The sequence below is a fragment of the Nocardia tenerifensis NBRC 101015 genome, from assembly GCF_000308715.1.
In the GTDB taxonomy this organism is placed as follows: Bacteria; Actinomycetota; Actinomycetes; order Mycobacteriales; family Mycobacteriaceae; genus Nocardia; species Nocardia tenerifensis.
Window position 1 is genome coordinate 30,626 of the sequence record NZ_BAGH01000309.1, and the last position, 18,630, is coordinate 49,255.

At 65.7% G+C, this 18,630-nt stretch carries 11 protein-coding genes and 1 pseudogene; 2 read left to right on the top strand and 10 right to left on the bottom strand.

Features of this window, described 5'->3' with window-relative positions:
- Positions 1-30 precede the first annotated feature (30 nt).
- Positions 31-438: a winged helix-turn-helix transcriptional regulator gene (locus tag ON39_RS24600; RefSeq protein ID WP_040737877.1), complete on the bottom strand. Its 408-nt coding sequence runs from the start codon at positions 436-438 to the stop codon at positions 31-33.
- A gap of 77 nt (positions 439-515) precedes the next feature.
- Here ON39_RS24600 and ON39_RS24605 point away from each other — a divergent pair, with 77 nt between their 5' ends.
- Positions 516-1,451, top strand: coding sequence for an NADP-dependent oxidoreductase (locus ON39_RS24605; RefSeq protein ID WP_040737915.1), 936 nt, complete (start codon positions 516-518; stop codon positions 1,449-1,451).
- A gap of 239 nt (positions 1,452-1,690) precedes the next feature.
- On the opposite strand, the gene ON39_RS24610 is transcribed toward ON39_RS24605, so the two are convergent.
- The 8 genes and pseudogenes from ON39_RS24610 to ON39_RS50800 all read right to left on the bottom strand — a co-directional run.
- The gene (locus tag ON39_RS24610; RefSeq protein WP_040737879.1) at positions 1,691-2,953 is read right to left on the bottom strand and encodes a DUF6545 domain-containing protein; all 1,263 of its coding nucleotides are present in this window, start codon (positions 2,951-2,953) and stop codon (positions 1,691-1,693) included.
- A gap of 3 nt (positions 2,954-2,956) precedes the next feature.
- Entirely contained in the window at positions 2,957-3,388 is a 432-nt protein-coding gene (locus ON39_RS24615) for a hypothetical protein (protein WP_051187007.1), read from the bottom strand.
- Between the two features lie 693 nt (positions 3,389-4,081).
- Positions 4,082-4,927, bottom strand: a complete 846-nt coding sequence (locus tag ON39_RS24620) for an SDR family oxidoreductase (protein WP_063713393.1) — start codon at positions 4,925-4,927, stop codon at positions 4,082-4,084.
- 13 nt (positions 4,928-4,940) lie between these two features.
- Entirely contained in the window at positions 4,941-5,417 is a 477-nt protein-coding gene (locus ON39_RS24625; RefSeq protein ID WP_040737881.1) for a PaaI family thioesterase, read from the bottom strand.
- The gene (locus tag ON39_RS24630) at positions 5,407-6,198 is read right to left on the bottom strand and encodes an alpha/beta fold hydrolase (RefSeq protein ID WP_051187008.1); all 792 of its coding nucleotides are present in this window, start codon (positions 6,196-6,198) and stop codon (positions 5,407-5,409) included. Before ON39_RS24630 ends, ON39_RS24625 begins: the two co-directional genes overlap by 11 nt.
- A gap of 188 nt (positions 6,199-6,386) precedes the next feature.
- On the bottom strand, positions 6,387-7,955 hold the full coding sequence (locus ON39_RS24635; protein ID WP_051187009.1) for an NAD(P)/FAD-dependent oxidoreductase: 1,569 nt from the start codon (positions 7,953-7,955) through the stop codon (positions 6,387-6,389).
- A 27-nt stretch (positions 7,956-7,982) separates the two neighbouring features.
- Positions 7,983-14,657, bottom strand: coding sequence for an SDR family NAD(P)-dependent oxidoreductase (locus ON39_RS46120; RefSeq protein ID WP_083894665.1), 6,675 nt, complete (start codon positions 14,655-14,657; stop codon positions 7,983-7,985).
- Positions 14,566-16,857 (bottom strand): annotated as a pseudogene (locus tag ON39_RS50800) (type I polyketide synthase); the annotation flags it as partial. The gene ON39_RS46120 and the pseudogene ON39_RS50800, both read right to left, overlap by 92 nt.
- 202 nt (positions 16,858-17,059) lie before the next feature.
- On the opposite strand from ON39_RS50800, the gene ON39_RS24650 reads away from it, so the two are divergent.
- Positions 17,060-17,716: a hypothetical protein gene (locus ON39_RS24650; RefSeq protein ID WP_146251052.1), complete on the top strand. Its 657-nt coding sequence runs from the start codon at positions 17,060-17,062 to the stop codon at positions 17,714-17,716.
- 142 nt (positions 17,717-17,858) lie between these two features.
- On the opposite strand, the gene ON39_RS24655 is transcribed toward ON39_RS24650, so the two are convergent.
- Complete coding sequence (locus tag ON39_RS24655; protein ID WP_040737883.1) at positions 17,859-18,626, bottom strand: hypothetical protein; 768 nt, start codon at positions 18,624-18,626, stop codon at positions 17,859-17,861.
- Positions 18,627-18,630: the final 4 nt, after the last annotated feature.

The window sequence follows — 18,630 nt, forward strand, 5'->3', positions numbered from 1 at the left end:
TGGTCCCCCGCCGTGTCGATCCCGGCCGATTCACTTTGCGGTGACTGGCATTTCGTATGCCGTGCGGGCCGCTTCCACTTCGTCCATATGTTGTTCGGCCCAGTCCTTGATCGCCCGCATGACGGGGAGTAGCGAACGCCCGAGTGGGGTGAGTTCGTAGTCGACTCGCTGGGGCACGGTCGGCCAGACCGTGCGGGTGACCAGGCCGTCGCGTTCCAGGCTGCGCAGGGTCTGGGTGAGCATTTTCTGACTGACGCTGGCGAGTCGCCGCTGGAGGTCGCTGTAGCGCTGTGGCCCATCGGCGAGGGCGTTGACCGCGAGACTGACCCACTTGTCGGAGATTCGGTCCAATAGTTTGCGGGCAGGGCATTCGGCGAGGTAGGCGTCGTATGCGGCGCTGTGTTCGGCGCGGCGTTGCGCCGCGGTCCGGGTGGACATATGGGAACCTCCGGGTGCGGTGGGCACTTGCGAGTGCCTACTTCCCATTGAAGAGTAGCTCTCTAATAGTTGTGTACATGAGCAAGCGAGAGTTGATGCGAGCGGTGGTGGCTCGCGGCTACGGCGGACCCGAGGTCTTGCAGGTCGTCGACGTGGCTATCCCGGAGCCGAGTGTGGGTGAGATCCGGATCAAGGTGCAGGCCGCGACCGTCAACCCGGTCGATGTGGCGACTCGGTCGGGCGCGCTGGTCGAAGCCGGATTGATGGCGCCGCGCGAGATCACCGGTATCGGTTGGGATGTCGCCGGTGAGGTCGACCAGCTCGGTCCGGATGTCGACGGATTTACAGTGGGGCAGAAGGTGATCGGCCTGCGTGACCTGCTCGATGTGTCGCTCGGCGCGTACGCGGATTATGTAGTGCTCGACGCCGCCGCCGTTGCCGCGGCGCCGACGGGGTTGTCGCCGGTCGAGGCGGCTACCTTGCCGCTCAACGGCCTCACCGCCGCCCAGTCGCTCGATCTGCTCGACCTCTCCGAGGACGACACCCTCCTGGTGACCGGTGCGACCGGCGCCGTCGGCGGTTTCGCCGTCCAGCTCGCGGCGCAACAAGGCGTGCGGGTGCTCGTCCAGGGCGGCGACACGGATTTCCTCCAATCCGTCGGCGCGCGGTGGACACTTCCACGCGACGCCGACCTCGCGGCCGAGACGCGCCGGCGTGTGCCCGGCGGCGCGCACGCGGCGCTGGACACCTCCGGTGCCGGCATCCGTGCTCTCGCCGCGGTCCGCAACCGCGGCCGTTTCGTCACTGTCGTCGGCGGACCGGACCCGAAACCGCTGCGCGGCATCACCGTTCACCACGAATGGATTCACGCCGACGGGAACACCCTGGCCCGTCTCGCCGGACAGAAGCTCACCGCCCGCGTCGCCGACATCCTCCCATTGCACGCAGCCGCCGAAGCGCACACCCGCCTCGCCACCGGTCGTTTCTCAGGACGCCTCGTTCTGACACCGTGAACTTCACCGTCCGGTCCGCCCGGGCCGGCCACTGGTGTCCACGCAGCTCGAACTGGCCCGAGCCTATGGACCGGGCGGCAACGGCTGGAAAATCGTTCGAGCAAAGGGCGAGCCGAGCAGCTCTGCCGCTGCATGCGCCATGTGTTGAACGCGGCGGTGCGCGGACAGGAACACAGCCACGATGCTGAGGGGTTACCGCCGAGCGCTGGTGCGGCGTGATTGCTCCGGCCCGGCTCGGGCTATGGCCGGCCCCGGCTACCGACACCCAGCCACGAACCGAGTCGATGACCGCCACCGCGGCTCACCAAAGCTCCCGGACGCTCGGCCGCGTCGGTCGAGAGCAGCTGAATTGCGGGCTGCCACAGGCGAATCAGTGTCTGCAGGTCTGGGACATCGGATCTACTGACGGTCGGTTCGTATGCCGGTTCGCCACCGTTTCTCGCGAGCTGCCCGGCCGCGATAGCTAGTTCGGCGACCAATCGCAGGTGTTCTTGATCCGTCTCGGCGACGGTGCTCTCGATCAGGTCGTCGATGGCGGCCGGCAGGGGAAGCACATATCTGGCGACTATCTGTGCCGCATCATGGATTTCGATCCGCCGCCGATGTAGACGCTCCAGCGATGACGCGTTCCAATCGTCGGCCCACTTCGGCCGGAAGACGACCTGGGGTACGGCGACGGTCAGATCCCGCCAGAGCGGATACAGCCGTCGCGCGGTGCGCGAGTCGCGATCCAGCCGCAGCAGCTGCGCGACGGCCTGTGCGGTGGACCGGGCCGTCACCGCGACCAGCGCGGTGAAGAGGAACAGTCCTGGCTCACCGGAGGCGAGTCCATCGGAGACGAGGTTGTACATGCGCTGGGTCAGTTCGCTGCTGACCCCCGTCGCGTCCAAAGCGGCGGAGACAACGATCGAGCAGACGGGCAGAAAGTTGGCGATGCCGAAACACACCGTGGCGACCACCATGATCACTTCCCACCGGGTGGTCGCCCGCCAGGCGATAGCTCGATATCTCAGTGCGCACAAGTAGCAGGAAACTACTAGCGGCAGAATCGAATACAGCCCGATGTAGGCGCCGTATCGCCAACCGCCGTAATCCGCGATGGACGCCATTCCGTGCGCCCGCACCGGACTGCTCAACGCCAGGAATACGACGCCGACAACCACCGACAGCACGATCACGATCTTGAACCGGATTCGGAAATGCACCCGGCCGTATTCGCGGAACATCACCATTCCGAGCCCGCACGCCCAGGCCGTCACGGTCAGCCAGTGCCAGATATCGAAAACCGTGGGAAGGCCACCGGGGACGACTCCGGCCACCCGGCGGGCGATGACCGGCTCACGCAGGATGGCCGCTGCCGCATCGAATCCGAGCACGGTGTTGATCAGGCTGCCGAACATGGTCGTGCGCGGGGTGAGGGCGGGCCGGAGGATCGCGATGGCGACGATGAACAGCGTCGCAGGCAGGGTGGCCCAGATCGGCAGGTGGTCGTCCGGCCACATGCACTACAGCTCTTTCACCATCGGGTCGCGGCGTGGTCCGATGCTTCGCGCACGGGAGCTGATCAGGTTCGCGAACAGCTCCGCTTCGTACTCTTCGCTCGAGGCGTAGCTGGACAGTCCACGGGCCGCGCGGACGGTGCCGGGGTCGATCTCGTGGTCCAGCGCCAAATCACCGGCCAGTCTCGTCAATTCATCGGTGGGGATCGACGTGTCCTGCCCGTGGCCGAGCAGCATATGACCGACCTCGTGCAGCGCTACGTGCAGGTCTATCGCGGGATCGGAGGACTGCCGAAGCAGGATGACGTCGCAGTCCATGCACACCAGCCACAGCCCGCACAGCCCTACCGGGGCGGCGGGCGGGAGCAGCAATCGCACGATCCGGCGCCCGCGTGTGTGCTCGACCGACCCGATGAACTCCTCGACCGTCCAGTCCACCGGCAGCTCCAGACGGTCGACAACCGAATGCAGCCGGGCACGCGTAGAAATCTGACCTCGAAGGAGTTTCCGCCCGGAGGCGGAGACTTCGCGCGGAAACCATTTCATGCCACTCGCCTCGCGTGCTGGAGCGACGGTGGTGGCGACGTCAGCGATTTCTGGCTCGTCGGCGCAACCGCCGGCTCGGGCTGCTGCATCGAGTGGGTGAATGTAGATCGGGGTCCAATCACGATTTCCCCCTTACCCTTGCAAATCGGGTCTTACTGACCGCGCCTCAACAACGGCGTCATTGCCGCTGGCACAGCGCTTATCGTTGAAAGGTCCATTCGACCGAACTCGGCATCATTCCTTGTCCCCGAACTCAGGCTAGCATGTCGGCACCGGACGTGGTCTGCGATCTTGCGTCTGGTGCAACGGCTGTTCAGCTGGTGGCCAATGAGGTCGGTGGTGTTGCAGCAGTGCGGGTTTCGGCGCGCATGTGCAGGCGTCGGGGATGCATCGTCATCGCGCAAGCGGGTCTCAGATCGTTGCCGAGAAGTGCACGCAGGTGCCAGCGGGCGACGACAGCGGCCTCGTAGAGGGGGGTCGGCGGGCGTTGCTTACCGCAGGGTATGACGACGCTGGAACCGCTTGTCGGGCAAGCCCGTCAGGCGACGGCGGCAGGACCGCCGCCCGACGGATCCATCCGCGAACCTAGCTCGGCGAGCTATAACCGGCGAGGCGCTCCGGATTCTCGACGAATTTGCGCATCTCCGTGAACATCTGCGCCGCGCCGCCGAGCGACCACCCACCGTCGACCGGAATGAGCGCTCCGGTGACGTAACTCGCCATCGGCGAACTCAACCAGAGGCAGCAGTCGGCGATCTCCTGCGCGGTCCCGAATCGGGCCAGCGGCACCGACTCGGTGACGACCTGCTCGATCTGTGGAGTCGGCGCCAGCCGCGCCATCCCCTCGGTGCCGGTGATCGGCCCGGGGACGACCGCGTTCACGCGGACACCGGCCGCGCCCCACTCGATCGCGCACACCCGGGTCAGCATGTCGACCCCGGCCTTCGCCGAGCACGCGTGCACCTGCAACGGCATGGGGATCGATGATTGCGGCGCGGAGATGGTGATCACCGACGCGCCGGGTTTGCGGAGGTGCTCGTACCCCGCCCGCAGCACGTTGTACGTGCCGGCCAGGTCGATGCCGATGACGGCGTTGAACGCGTTCGACGATATGGCGGTGATCGGCGCGGGGAAATTGCCCGCCGCACCGGAGACGAGCACGTCCAGTTCACCGAATCGGTCCCGCGCTGAGCTCAACGCCGCGGCGACAGCGTCGAATTCACGCACGTCGGCAGCGAATCCGAGCACCGAGCCGCCGTGCTCGCGCAGTTCGGCGACGGCCGCGTCGACCTTCGCCTGTTTACGGGACAGCACGGCGACACTGGCTCCCGCCTTCGCGTAGGCGTGTGCGATGCCGAGATTGATACCGCTCGTACCGCCCGCTACGAAAACGCTGCGGCCCGAGTAGTCGAACGGCTGACTCACAGTCATGGGGTTCCTCTTGCTACGAAGTCGGCACCGGCAGGACTTGGATCGTGCACGTCGCCGTCGCCACCAGCTTGTCGGATCCGTTGTGTGCTTCGGCGGCGAGGAACATGGCCGTTCGTCCGCCTTTGCGCACCATGGTGTGCAACCTGAGCCGTTCGCCGGCGAACACCGGGCGCAGGTAATTCGTCGTCATGTCCAAACTCGTCGTCGGACCGCCCGCGGTCAGGTAGCTGAGCGCCCCGAAGAGGTCATCGATCATCGCCGAGAGAAATCCGCCCTGCAGCAGGCCGACCGCGTTCGCGTACTGCTGCGGCACCGCGATTGTCGCGGTCAACGACCGACCGGGAACGTATTCTTCGAACTGCATGTCCAGGGTCTTCGTCGACGGCGGAGGAAGCATGAGCTCGACTCCGGGCGGGATCGGAAAGCTGCGGAGCATGGCGAATGTGTGCTCGAGGATCTGGTCGTGCCCGTGAATCGCGTCATCGCTCATGAGTGCGTCCTTCGTTGTCGCGGCTGCGTTGCGCCGTTGTCAGAAATGATTCCAATATCGTGTTGAACCCCGGTGCACGCGCGACGGCGTGCCCGGCGCCGGGTACCTTGGCCCGCTGCGCACCGAGCCGGGCGGCGATGGCATCGCACACGCGCTCGAGCCCGGCGTTGTGCTCGCCCGAGACCACCAGCGCCGGCACGTGTGCCTCGACGATCGCGTCGAACCGAGGCTTCGCCTCCCGCGGCGAGCGAAGGTTGCGCCACAGTCGCATCGCCTGGCGAATGTCTTCTTCCTCCTCGGCAGGCATCTTCCGTCCCACGCCGGCCATGGCATAGAAATCACGCTCGGCCTGCGCGTCGTCCGCGTCCGCGGCGAATCGGTCGGCCAAAGCCGCCAGTTCCCGCACGGATTCGTCGTTCTCGGCGGCGACGAATATCGGCACCTCGATCAGGGTCAGCGACCGAACCAGGTGTGGCAGTCGTCCGGCCGCGACACTCGCGCCCAAACCCCCGTACGAGAAGCCGACGAGATGCACGCCGCCAGGGCTTTCCGACATGAGCTCCGCCAGGTCGTCTGCGTCGGCGAGGAAGTCCTGCCGTGGCGTCGGGGGGTTGGGCGCATAGCCTCGACGACTCGGCATGATCAGCGACCAACGGGCCTCGAGTTCTTGTTGACGGGCCCACGTCACGCGCGCGGGCAGCCCGCCGTGCACCAGTACGACCGGCGGCCCGGTCCCCGACCTCTGGACGAACAGGGGCGGCGCGGTGGATTCCCCGGTCATAGCCCCTCCTCACCCCGAACGATGGCTGCGTGACGCTCTGGCATGAGCTCTCGGCTCCCCTTCCCGCGGCCCGAAACTCACGCTCCGCCAGCATGATCAGTTTAAGCGTCAGTGTCGTTTCCAGTGCGAAACATCGACGAATGGACTCGAGGCGGTTCTCCACGCCGCCGCTGGCTTCCGGCCTGCCGTTATCGGACGGCGGCCGGGGTCGACTCCGGCTGGGCGACGTCGTATTTCTTGGCGAGTTCTCGCTCGAACGACCCCGCCCACGATTCCAACCGGTCGACGTTGCGCCGCATGTCGCGGAAGCACTGGTCGGCGGTCTTGTCGGTGATCAGGTCCAAGTGCAGCTGGGTGCAGATGGGTTCCTTGCTGTACTCGAGGAACATGTACTCGTCCGTCGGACGCGTTTGCGTCGCGAAGGCCCGCAGGTTCGCTTGCATGCGCCGCTGGATGCCGTGGAATCGCTGTGCGATGGGATGGAATTCGGCGGCCGCGTCTGCGTCGGCGATCAGTCCGCGGAAGAGCAACTGGGCGGGCAGTGCCCAGTAGAACGAGGTGTCCCAGATGACCTTGGTGAACATGGCGGGCGCGTGCCCGAAGATCGGGTAGTTGTTGAGGTAAACCGGAAAGTAGCTCTGCCAGAGATCTTCCAGCAGCAATTGGTTGTATGTGTCGGCGACAGCCTCGGTCAGTCGGCCCTTGCGGTCGAGTTCGATCATCCGCGTGGTGATGGTGTTGGTGTAGGCGATCCAGTCGGAGCCCGGGCTGTAGAAGGCGTCGAGGAATACGGCCGCCTCGCCGACGCAGGACCATCGATGGTGCGAAAACGCTTGCTTGGAAAAGTAACTCGCGTTGCGCACCTTGCGGAAGTCGATGATCTCGGCCTTCTCGATGAACCCGGCGAGCGTCGGTTCGTATTCGTCGAGCCAGCGGCGGGCCTTGGTCTCCGTCGAGTAGGCGCTGAAGGGGTGGACGTTCTCGTCGGTCACGATGCCGACGCTGGTGTTTCCCGACGACAGCGGGATCATCCACACCCAGTAGCCGGTGCCCATCAGGTGATTGGTGGAAAACCACCGGCGCTCTTGGGTTTTCGGCGTCCAGGTCGGGCTGGTGGCCGCCGCCATCTTCTCGACGTCGTATTCACCGCGGAAGCGCCACCAGGCCGCGTTGATCTTGTGCGCGCTCGGCCTGCCCAGGCCGAGTTTGCGTTGGATCAGCCGGTGGCGACCCGAGGCGTCGACGAGGAAGCGCGCCCGGGCCGTGCGTTCGGTGCTGTCGCCCTCCAGTTCGTAGTGGACGACGTGATCCTCGTCGTCGGCGGCCAGGTCGACATCGGTCACCTTGGCCAGTTCTACGAGATCGACACCGAGTTCGCGAACGCCGCGCCGCAGCTCTCGTTCGAAGATGCCGCGGTCGATCTGATACGAGTGCACGCGCGGGAACCGCCGCGAACCGAGTTCGGGCCGGGCCTCGAAGGGGCCGTGGGCATCGCCGAAGAACAAGCGCAGCCCGAGCTTGGGCAGCTGCTGCCGGTTGAAATGGCCGCTGAGGCCGAGCTGTTCGGCGAAGTAGTGCGAACCGGCTTCGACCGCCGATTCACCCACCTTGTAGGCGGCGTCGGGGATGTCGCCGGAGCTGCGTTCCAGCGCCAGCACGGTGCAGTCGGGCATGGCCCGCCTGATCTGCCTCGCCGCGGTCAGGCCGGCCAAACCCCCGCCACACACCACGACGTCGTAACGTTCGACTTGATTCATGATTCTCCGTTCACGCTGTTCATGGAGCTAGTCGGCGCCGACCACGAGACCCGTGAAACTCGGGAAGGCGTTCTCGGCGGACAGCTCCTCGGCGATCGTCTCCATCACCTGCGGGCTCGCGTTCTGGATGAACAGGTGACCACCGGGAACGGTCGTGAGCGAGAACTCGCCGATCGTCAGCTGCTCCCAGCCGCGCAGCTGGGCCGGCTCGAACAGCGGGTCGTCGGCACCGCGCAGGACCGTGATCGGAGCACGCAGCGTGACACCGTCGTCGAAGCGATAGTCGCCGAGCATCTTGAGGTCCGCCCGCACCGCCGGTATCAGCGGCTTGACCGCCGATTCGTCGTCGAAGTGTTCGGCGAAAAGACCGTTGTCGCGCAACACTTCGAGAATCCGGCTATCCGATTCGCGGTCCAGATCGAAGCCGTCGCGGATGTGTTTCAGGTTCCGCACGTACCCCTCGACCAGCTCGGGCGAGGGCCATCCCCCGATGATGAGTTTCATCGGGACCTCGGCGAATTGCTGCTCGAGATACTTGGTGAGTTCGTAGGCGATCAGTCCGCCCATGCTGTGCCCGTAGATGACGAAGGACCGGTCGAGGTACGGCAGCATGGCGTCGGCCAGTTCCGCGATGAAGGCGGGCATCGAGTCGATCGGCACCTCGTCGATGCGGTTGTCCCGGCCCGGGTACTGGATCGCCACCACGTCGACCGTGTCGGGCAGGCTGTTCGCCCACGAGGTGAAGGCGGACGCGCTGCCGCCGACGAAGGGCAGGGTGAACACGCGCAGCGTCGCGGTGTCGGATCGGCCCTTCGTCGCGCGGATCCAGCGCTCCGGGCCCGCGGGTTCCGCCCCGGACGCGGGGAGCGCCACCGACCCGGTGTCGAAGACGTGGGCGAGGACATCGGTGGCGAGCTCGACCAGGGTGGGCCCGCGCATCAGGCCCATGGTCGGGAAGTCGATGTCGAGTTGCTTGGCCAGCACGTTGCGGATCTGGCCTGCCATGAGCGAGTCCATGCCGAGGTCGGTCAGGGAAACGTCGTGGGCCAGGCGCTCGACCGGCATGTCGAAGATCCGCGCGACCTGCTCGGACAGCGCAGTGACCAGTCGCGATTCGCGCGCGTCGGGCGCGAGCTCGACGAGTTCGGCGCGCAGGCTCTCGGTACCGAACGTGGTGGCCGAGCCCGAGGCGCCGTCGACGGCCAGGTGTGCGAGCCGTAGCGAGCTGCGGAACGACGGCATCACCTGACTCATCATCACGAAGTCCACGCCGAATACGCTTGCGCGGCTGACACCTTGGGTCAGGCACCGCCCGACGAAGCCGCACGCTGTATCCGGTGAGATCGCCTTCCATCCCATCCGGGCGAGCGTGTCGAGCTTGTTGCGCACGATGAACCCGACCTCGCCGATGGCGCCCCAGTTGATCGTCAGGGCAGGCAGTCCGAGGTCGCGGCGGTGTGCGGCAAGCGCTTCCAGGAACCCGTTCGCCGCGGCGTAGTTGGCCTGACCGGGCGTGCCGATGTACCAGCTCATCGACGAGTACATGACGAAGGCGTCCAATTCCAGCGTGCGCGTGTGGTTGTGCAGATGCCACGTGCCGTCGATCTTCGGCCGCACGGCTCGCAGGAACTGCTCCTCTGTCATCTGGGTCAGCGCCACGTCGTCGAGCACCATCGCGGCGTGGAAGACGCCCCGCAGCGGCGGCAGCTCCGACAGCCGCTCCAACAGCCCGACGACCTCGGCCTCGCTGGACACGTCGGCCCGTTCGAGCACCACCTCGGCGCCGGACTCCCGCATCGCCGCGATCACCGACTCGTTCTCGGCATCGATCTGGGCCCGGCGCCCGACCAGCACCACGGTGCCCGCGCCCCGGTCGACCAGCCATTGGGCGGTCCACAGACCGAATCCGGTGTATCCGCCCGTCACCAGGTAGGTGCCGTCGGCAACGAACGCCTGGTCCGCACTCGTGGCCGGATAGACGAGAAGCTCTGTCTCCGGCTCGAATTCGACGACGACCTTACCGATCTGCTTGGCGCCCGCCATGTATCGGAACGCGGCGACCACGTCGTCGGCGCCGAAGTCCGTGTGGGGCAGCGCGGGCAGCGCGCCCGCCGCGACACCGTCGAGCACCTTCGTCATGGACTCGCGGCACAACGCCGGATCCTCCAGCAGCAGCCGGTCGATATCGATCGCCGCGTAGATGAGGTTGTTGCCGAACGGCTTCAGACCCAGTTTGTAGTTGTCGTAGATGTCCTTCTTGCCGATTTCGATGAACCGCCCGCGGGGGCGGAGCAGTTCGAGGCTCTTCGGAATGGGCTCGCCCTGAAGGGAATTCAGCACCAGATCGACACCGTCGTAGCGCTGTCGGATCTCGTCGGCGAACGCCAGCGAACGGGAGTCGAAAACGTCCTCGACACCCAGCGTTCGAAGGTATTCCCGCTTCTCTTCGCTACCGGCGGTGGCGAGGACCGTGGCGCCGAGCAGGTGTGCGATGTGCACCGCGGCCAGCCCGACACCGCCGGCGGCGGCGTGGATGAGCACCCGCTCGCCGCGGCGCAGCCTGCCCACTTCCACCATGCCGTACCAGGCGGTCAGGTATGCCATCGGCAGCGTCGCGGCGTCCGCGGCCGAGAGGTCCGCCGGTGCCGGGAAGACCCGCCGGGCATCGGCGACCACCATCGAACCGAAGCACCCGCGAGCGAAGGCGACGACACGATCCCCCGGGGCGACGCCCTCGATCTCGGATCCGACCTGCGTGACCACTCCGGCGCATTCGACACCGAGGTTGTTCTCGTAGAACCCGCCGAAGGTCGCGCCCTCCGACAGCACCCCGAGCGACAGCATGACGTCCCGGAAGTTCAGGCCGGTGGCGAGCGGCCGAATGGCGATGTCGCCCGGACCGATCACCGGCTCGGCCTGCTTCTCGAACCGAAGCTGCTCGACCCCGGGCTCGGCGGGCGCGGCCAGCGCGAAGGAGGTCTCGTCCGACACGCGGGCGAGCGTCGCCACCGACGCCTCGAACTCGGCGAGCGAGACGTGGTCGAGGCGGTCGATGAAGCGCCTGTCCGCGCGGAAGGCGACCTCCTCGTCCGCGGCTTGCACATGAAGCAGCTCATCGAGGAGCTGGGACGCGCGCTGCCCGGCGTCCGGCGTCGCCGGATCGAAGTCGATGATCTTCGCGGGCAGGGTGACCTGCTCGTTCAACAGCACCCGGAGAATTCCCCAGCTCGGCAGCTGTGCGGGCGCGACGCGGTCGGCCTCCTCGATGATCTGTGCCCCCGCCGTCGCCACCCAGAACCGCGGCGCCTTGGTCCACTCCAGCTCCTGAACCGCCTGCGCCAGCGCGATCACGCTGTAAGCGCCGTGCAGTTCCAGCTCGGGCAGCAGTTCGGTGCTGAGCTCCGAACCCGCGAAATCCAGGTTCCACAGATGCAGCACGCCGGCCACGCCTCCGGTGTGTTCCCGCACGTGCTCCACCACGCGCCGCATGTCCGCGCTGCTCGTCGGGTGCACTCGGAAACTCCGGGCGTCCACCTGCTCGAAGCCCGCGCCGCGCGTGACGACGACACTGGCGGCGCCCGCCTCCCCGAGCAGGGTGAGGTAGCGTTCGGCGACACCGTCCGCGTCCGCGAGGACGACCCAGGCACCCGGCTCGACGCGCGGCTGATACGGCTCGAGGTCCAGCTCCTGCCCGCGCGCCAGGATCACCGAGTTGCCGGATTGCTCCGCGGTGGCCCGCTCGGAGAAGACCTGGACGTGCTCAAAGCCCGCGGTCGGCAGGAAGTCGCGCCAGGCCGCGTCGGACAACAGCGGGTAGTCCGGCCGCAGATCGTGGTCGGCGAACTTCCACCACCCTTCGGTCATACCGAAGGTCAGGTCGACCCAGTGCGGCGACACCGCTCCCTCGACGATCAGCAGCTGCCCCTGCGACGTCAGCAGCCGTTTCACGTTGTCGAGCGTCGCCCGCAGACTCGCGGTGGCGTGCAACACATTCGACGCCACGACGAGGTCGAAGTAGTGCGGATCGAAGCCTTGCGCTTCGATGTCGGACTCGATGTCGAGGATTCGATAGTCCAGGAAATCGCTGTCGGCGAACCGCTGGCGCGCCTTGGCGAGGAACAGCTCAGAGATATCCGAGTACACGTATTCCGCACGCTCGGTAGGCAATTCGGCGAGCACATGGCCGGTCGTGCCGCCCGTGCCGGCACCGATCTCGAGCACGCGCACCGGTCGGTCGCTCGGCAGAGCCCGCAGCAACTCCGCGACGATGCGGCGGACGATGCGATTGGTCTTCTCGAACGAGAACGAGGTCCCGTAGAGATCGGCGACCGATTCGAACTCGTCCTCCGGGAAGATGAGTTCGACCGGATTGACCTCGTCGCGAAGGACGGCGGCCAGCTTCGTGCCACAGCGCTCCAGCACCGCGAACTCGCTCGTGCATTCCGGATGCTCCGCGCGGAGCCGAGCGAGTATCGGTGCGGGATCGACCCTGGTGGGCGTGATCAGTACCCGCCACGTTCCGGCGTCGTAGTCTTCGATGATCCCCGCCAGCGACAGCAGTTCGAGCACGCGACCGAGGTACCGATGATGTTTCTCGTGAACGCCGAGTTCCCGCGCGACCTCGTCCAGGGTGAAGCGCCGGTCGATCGAGAAGTCCATGCCCAGTTGGTAAAAGGCCTCGGTCACATAATCGATGCACAGCCGGTCCATATCCACTTCCGTCACCGCGTGGTAGTGGTTGTTGACCGACCAGTCCCGCAGTTCGGCGATCAACGGATCGACGGCCGCGTGCAAATCTTCTTCCGACGGAAGGAAATCGGCGGGGATGCGGGTCTTCGCGTGCACCGGCGCCGGGTACCAATGGAAGTCGTAGAACGACTGCAGGAGGTCGTCGCCCGCATCGGTACTTTGGGTGATGGATTTGAGCCGCAAGCCTTCGAACTCGGCCACGATCGTGCCGTCGTCGGCGACGATCCAGAAATCGCCCTCGCGATACATCGGATCCCCGTGCAGGCGTGCGTTTCCGTAGCAGTACACGGTGCCGCTGGGCTTGCGGTAATAGCTGAGCCGTTTGACCTCGACCGGAAGGAAGAGCGTTTTGGCTTCGCTGTCGGGGCGATTACTCAGCAGGACATCGTCGTAGACCATGGCGAGCGAGGTGATGCACGAGTCGAGCAGCCCCGGATGGAACGCGTGACGCGGCGCCTCGTCCGCGGCCGCCGACGGCGTCTCGAGCAGCGCCAGAGATTGGCCGGGGGCATGCGTGAACTTGATGGCCGCCTTGAACGTTTCGCCCAAGGACAGGCCATTGCGTTGGAGGTCGGCGTAGAAACCCGCGGGATCGACCTCAGCGGTGCACTCGGCCTGAAGTTCCGCGAGCGGTTTGGGAAGCGCGGGGGTGGGCGCCTCGCGACGAAGGGTCCCGAGTGAATGCAGACTCCAATCCTTGTCGCCGTCCTGACGGCTGTACACGGAGAACTGCAGCGCCGCGGTCAGCACCACCTGGACCGAGGGTGCCGGGCGGTTGTCGAAAACGAAAAGGGCGCGCCGGAATTCAACATTCTCGAGCGAGTACGAGCCCGCACCGAACGCGTCTTCCGCGCAGCCGATCACCATGTCCAGGTGTCCCGCCGCCGGAAAGACGATGGGCCCTTGGACCCGGTGATCGTCGAGCCACGGGAATCGGACCGGGTCGAGCTTCAGTTCCCATACGTGTTTGCCCGGCTCGTCGGCGACCGCGACGCGGCTTCCATCCCCGACGAGCGGATGCCCCAGCGACGGGAATCGGTGGTTGCGTGAGGTCGGCTCCTCCAGCCAATAGCTTTCGTGCTGCCACGGGTAGAAGGGCACCGGCACACGTTCGGAGATGCCGCGGAACAGAGTGTCCCAATCCGGGTCGAAACCCGCAACATACAGGGAGGCAAGCGAGTTCAACAGGGTGACGCGATCGCTGTGCTTGCGATTCAGCGATCCGACGACAGTTCCCTTGACTTGCCGCTTGTCGAGCAACTCCGCAATGGCGGTCGCGTGAATGGGGTGCGGGCCCAATTCGATGAAGGTCAGGTGCTCGTCTTCGATCAGGCGATCGATGGTCGGCGCGAATCGCACGGGCTCGCGCACGTTTCGCCACCAGTACTCGGCATCGAGCGCGCCGGTGGGTGCGATGGCGCCGGTGACCGTCGAGTACATCGGAATCGTCGCCGGACCGGACGCCAGTCCCGCGAGCGAGGAGATCAGTTCGTCCCGCAGCGGATCCATGTGGTGGCTGTGGAACGCCACACTGACCTGGAGCATGCGGCAGAAGATCTTGTCGTTGTTCAGCTTACGCTCGATCTCCTCGAGCGCGTCGGGGTCGCCGGCGAGGGCGGTCGACTCCGGGCCGTTGAGCGCCGCGACGGCCACCCGCCCGCGATACGCGGCGATTCGGTCCTCCGCCGCGTCTCGGGGCAGACCCACCGCGAGCATCTTCCCTTTCCCGGATGCTTTCTGCTGCACCCGGCTCCGATGGAAGATGACCCGTACCGCGTCCTCGAACGAGAGCGCCCCCGACACGCAGGCGGCGGCGACCTCGCCGATGCTGTGCCCGACGACGGCCGCGGGGACGATACCCCCAGCTCTGCCACAACGCCGCCAAGCCGAGCTGCAATGCGAACACCGCGGGCTGGGCGATGAAGGTCTCGCCGATGCGGCTGTCCGCCTCATCGCGGCGCAGCTCCTCGGTCACGGTCCAGTCGGCGTACTTGCTCAGCTCGGCATCGACTCGCTCGATCGTCTGCCGGAACACTGGACTCTGCTCCAGCAGCTCACGCGCCATGCCCCACCACTGCGGGCCTTGACCCGAGAACACAAAGGCCACACTCGAAGCGGCGTGGCCTTTGACACCGGTGCGCACCGACTCCGGCGACGAGCCCGCCGCCACGTCGTGCAGGGCGGTGCGCAACTCGTCCACGGACGAGCACACCATGGCGAGGCGATGGTCATAATGCGAACGCGTCTGTGCCTGCGTGGCCGCGATGCCGGGCAGCACCGCGGCCGTCGCGGGGTCGTCGAGGAAGTCCGCGTAACTGTCGGCGTACGCGCGCAGCGCGTCCTTCGACTTGGCGCTGAGACCGAACAGCACAGGCTCGTGCGCGGCACGCTCAATTACTCTGTCCGCCTTGGGCGCTCGATCCGGCGGCCCCTCGAGAATCACATGGGCATTCGATCCGCCGAACCCGAACGAGTTCACACCCGCCAGGCGCGGTCTATTCTCGGGCCACGGTTGGCGGGCGGTAGCAAGCCGCAGGTTCAACTCGTCGAACGGGATCGCCGGGTTCGGCTCCGCCGCATGAATATTCGCGGGGATCTCACCTTTGCTGACAACCAGGCACGCCTTGATCATTCCGGCGATCCCGGCCGCGGGCTCGAGGTGCCCCAAATTCGATTTCACCGCGCCGACGATGCACGGCCCGTTCCCGTTACGCCCGGCCGACAGCGCGTTTCCGAGCGCGCGCGCCTCGATCGGGTCGCCGACCGGCGTCCCCGTTCCGTGCGCTTCGACATAACCGATGTCGGACGGAGCGATACCCGCGTCACGGCAGGCATCCATGATCATCTGAGTCTGAGATTCCTCGCCGGGCACGGTCATCCCATTCGTGCGACCATCCGAATTGGTCGCGGTACCGCGGATCACCGCGTAGATGCGGTCGTCGTCGGCAATGGCCGCCGACAGCGGTTTCAGGATGACCGTGCCCGACCCCTCGCTGCGCACATAACCATCGGCCGACCGACTGAACGACTTGGATCGGCCGTCGGGCGACAGAAATGTCCCCTGACTGAACGCAATGGTGGTCTCCGGCAAGATGTTCGCGCCCACGCCACCCACGATCGCCATCGACGCCTCGCCGGAGCGAATACTCCGGCACGCGAGGTGAATGGCGACCAACGAGGACGAGCACGCCGTGTCCACGATCATGCTCGGACCGCGAAGATCGAGCAGATACGAGACGCGGTTGGCCACAATACAATTGGTGATACCGGCCATGGTGTGGCCGCCGAGCAGGTAACGATTCTCGGGATTGAGCTGAATGATCCCGTAGTCATGGCCGGAGACGCCCGCGTAGACGGCGGTCCTACTGCCGGCGAGGCTTTCGGGAACGATACCGGCATCCTGCAACGCTTCCCAGGTCGTCTCCAGGAACAGACGCTGCTGCGGGTCGATCCGCTGCGCCTCGAGCGGGGTGATGCCGAAGAAGTGCGCGTCGAACGCCGTGATGTCGTCCAGGTATCCGCCCGCACGGGTCCGAAGATGCCCCGGACGGGACGCATCGCGGTCGTAGAAGGCGGCCTTCGTCCACCGGTCCGCCGGGACATCGCGAATGGCATCCCGCTCCTCGAGCAAGAGTTGCCAGAAGTCGTCGGCACTGGCGATTTGTCCTGGGAATCGGCAACCGATCCCCACCACGGCAATGCCCTCGTGTGCGGTCGATACGTCCTCGGTGGAACTCTGAATAGAACTCATCGCGTTACCTTCGTTCATAATCCATGCATCAATGCGCCACAAGGTATGGCCGATTTGCCGCCATTGACGGACGACGCCGTCCCCAACACGTTGTAGAAATCGATGCCCCTCGCGAAACGTCCATCCATTTCGGGAGGGGAAATTTTTGTCGATTGGCTCGAAATATCGGACACGACAGGCTTGTGCGAGCAGCGACACCGATTCGGGAAGCGGACTTCCCTCGTCGATTCGCACTGTTCGGGCGCCGAGGCCAGGGCGACCGGCCGATCCGGCTGACCAGCGCAGGCAAACGTAGTCGCATCGGGAATCTGCTGAATCGTGCCGAACGTCCACATAGGCGGTCTCTACCTCTGGTGCCAAGTCCTGCGCTCGTAGACGAACGTAACGATCCGGGGTGTCCATGTCAACGCATCAGTGTGCATTGCTGTGCATGATGCCCGGTTCGCTGCACCGTACCGTAGTTGATCTTCTGGCCAAAAATACTGCATGACTAGGCTCTATAGCCTGTCTCCATAGGTTTGAAGCAACGCCCTCTATGGTTGGCAATTTTGCACGTATGCCGTGCACTCGCGGCCGAAATCGGCCAGGGCTTGGCGGTGTTCGTGTGCACGATGACGCGATACGAGTGTGCACGATGGGTAGCTCTGCACAGCCAGGTGGTATGGTGTTCACCATGGGCGCCGATGAGACCGCGAAGCGTCATAGCGTCGAGTCGGACGGACAACGGTTCGGCCGGCAGCTGAAGGCGTTCCGGCAGCGCAATCTCCCCGATGAGCTGATAACCCACCAGCGAATCCACGACCTCGGTGGCCCCACCCGAAATGTCCAGTCTCGCATCGAGAGCGGCCAAGTCGACACCATCAGCTCCACCACCGCGGCCAAATACGACCGAGCGCTCGAGGCCCTCGGCCTGCCCCCCGGCAGCGCAACCGCGGCCCTATACCACGCCGCCCCCCTAAAATCCCCCACCGGCGAACAACCCACCCCCGCACCATCCGACGACGACGTCGAGACCGGCGTAACCGCACTACAAAACCTAGCCCGCAAACACAGACCCGTCGTAGATCTCGTCACCGAATTCGACCGCCTCGGCATCGAATTGAAAAAAGCCCGCAGCCACACAGAGGGCTACCAACTCGTCTTCCCCAAAGCCGCAATCGAACAGCTACTCCAAACCCTCCAACACGTCGCCAAACCGGCACACACCAAACTCGAATCGCCCCCAGAAGACACCCACCCACCCGACGACCGCATCGAATGACGACCGCCAGTCAGCCGACCTCAGCGGCAACCGTTCGCCGCGAATCGAAAAGCGCTACAGCACAGCAAATCCGACGAGTCCACACACCGACAATTCGACGTGTCCCAGGTCATGGTTCGGAGTGCCTGTTGGGAACGCCCGCTCAGTCGTCGTTTTCGAGGAGTCGTGCGGCTTCTTTCGGGTCCATCAGGTTCGACCAGACTTGTTCGGCGGGCATGAGTTCGCGTTCGGGAAGGGAGGATTCGGGGAACCATGCTTCGGGTGCGCCGCCGGGTACGCGGTGCAGGATCACGGCAGTGATGTTGGGTGGCACTGAGCCGGTGATGCGGATGGCGACATAGGTTTCGTGGCCGTCGTCAGCGCGGACCTGCACACCGAGCCGGAAGCCGGCCATGTCCAGGGCGTGTTCGTGGCCGTCGCGCAGTGATCCGAGGACGAGGTCGACGATCGCCTTGTTCAACCGCAGAGCGAACCGCGTAGCGAATTCCACGCGGTAGCGCTCGTGATCGTCGGTGTCCGGGAGCAAGTGTTGGCTGTGGGTGTCAGTGGTGAGTGGGCGGTCATGGGACGCGTTGTAGCGCTGGCGTGCCGTTCGGCACTGCTGCTCCAGCGCGGCATAGAAGTCGTCGGCGGAGCCGTCTTCACGGATACCAGCGCTGACCAGCCATACGGGGACGTCGGCCTCTGCAGCGTCACAGTGGACGGCGCCGCGCCAGCGCCTGACCTTGACTTTGAACAGGATCACGTCATCGATGGCGCGGATCCGCTCGTGCGGGGTATCGGGATCGGCGAACTGCTCGCTCGCCTTCGCGAGTAGTGGATGCTCGACCTGATCCAGCGGTAGTGCGGCGGAGGGAACCGGCAGGCGCAGATCGTCGCGAAGGCAGCGCAGTGTCGGCCCAACCGTCATGGTG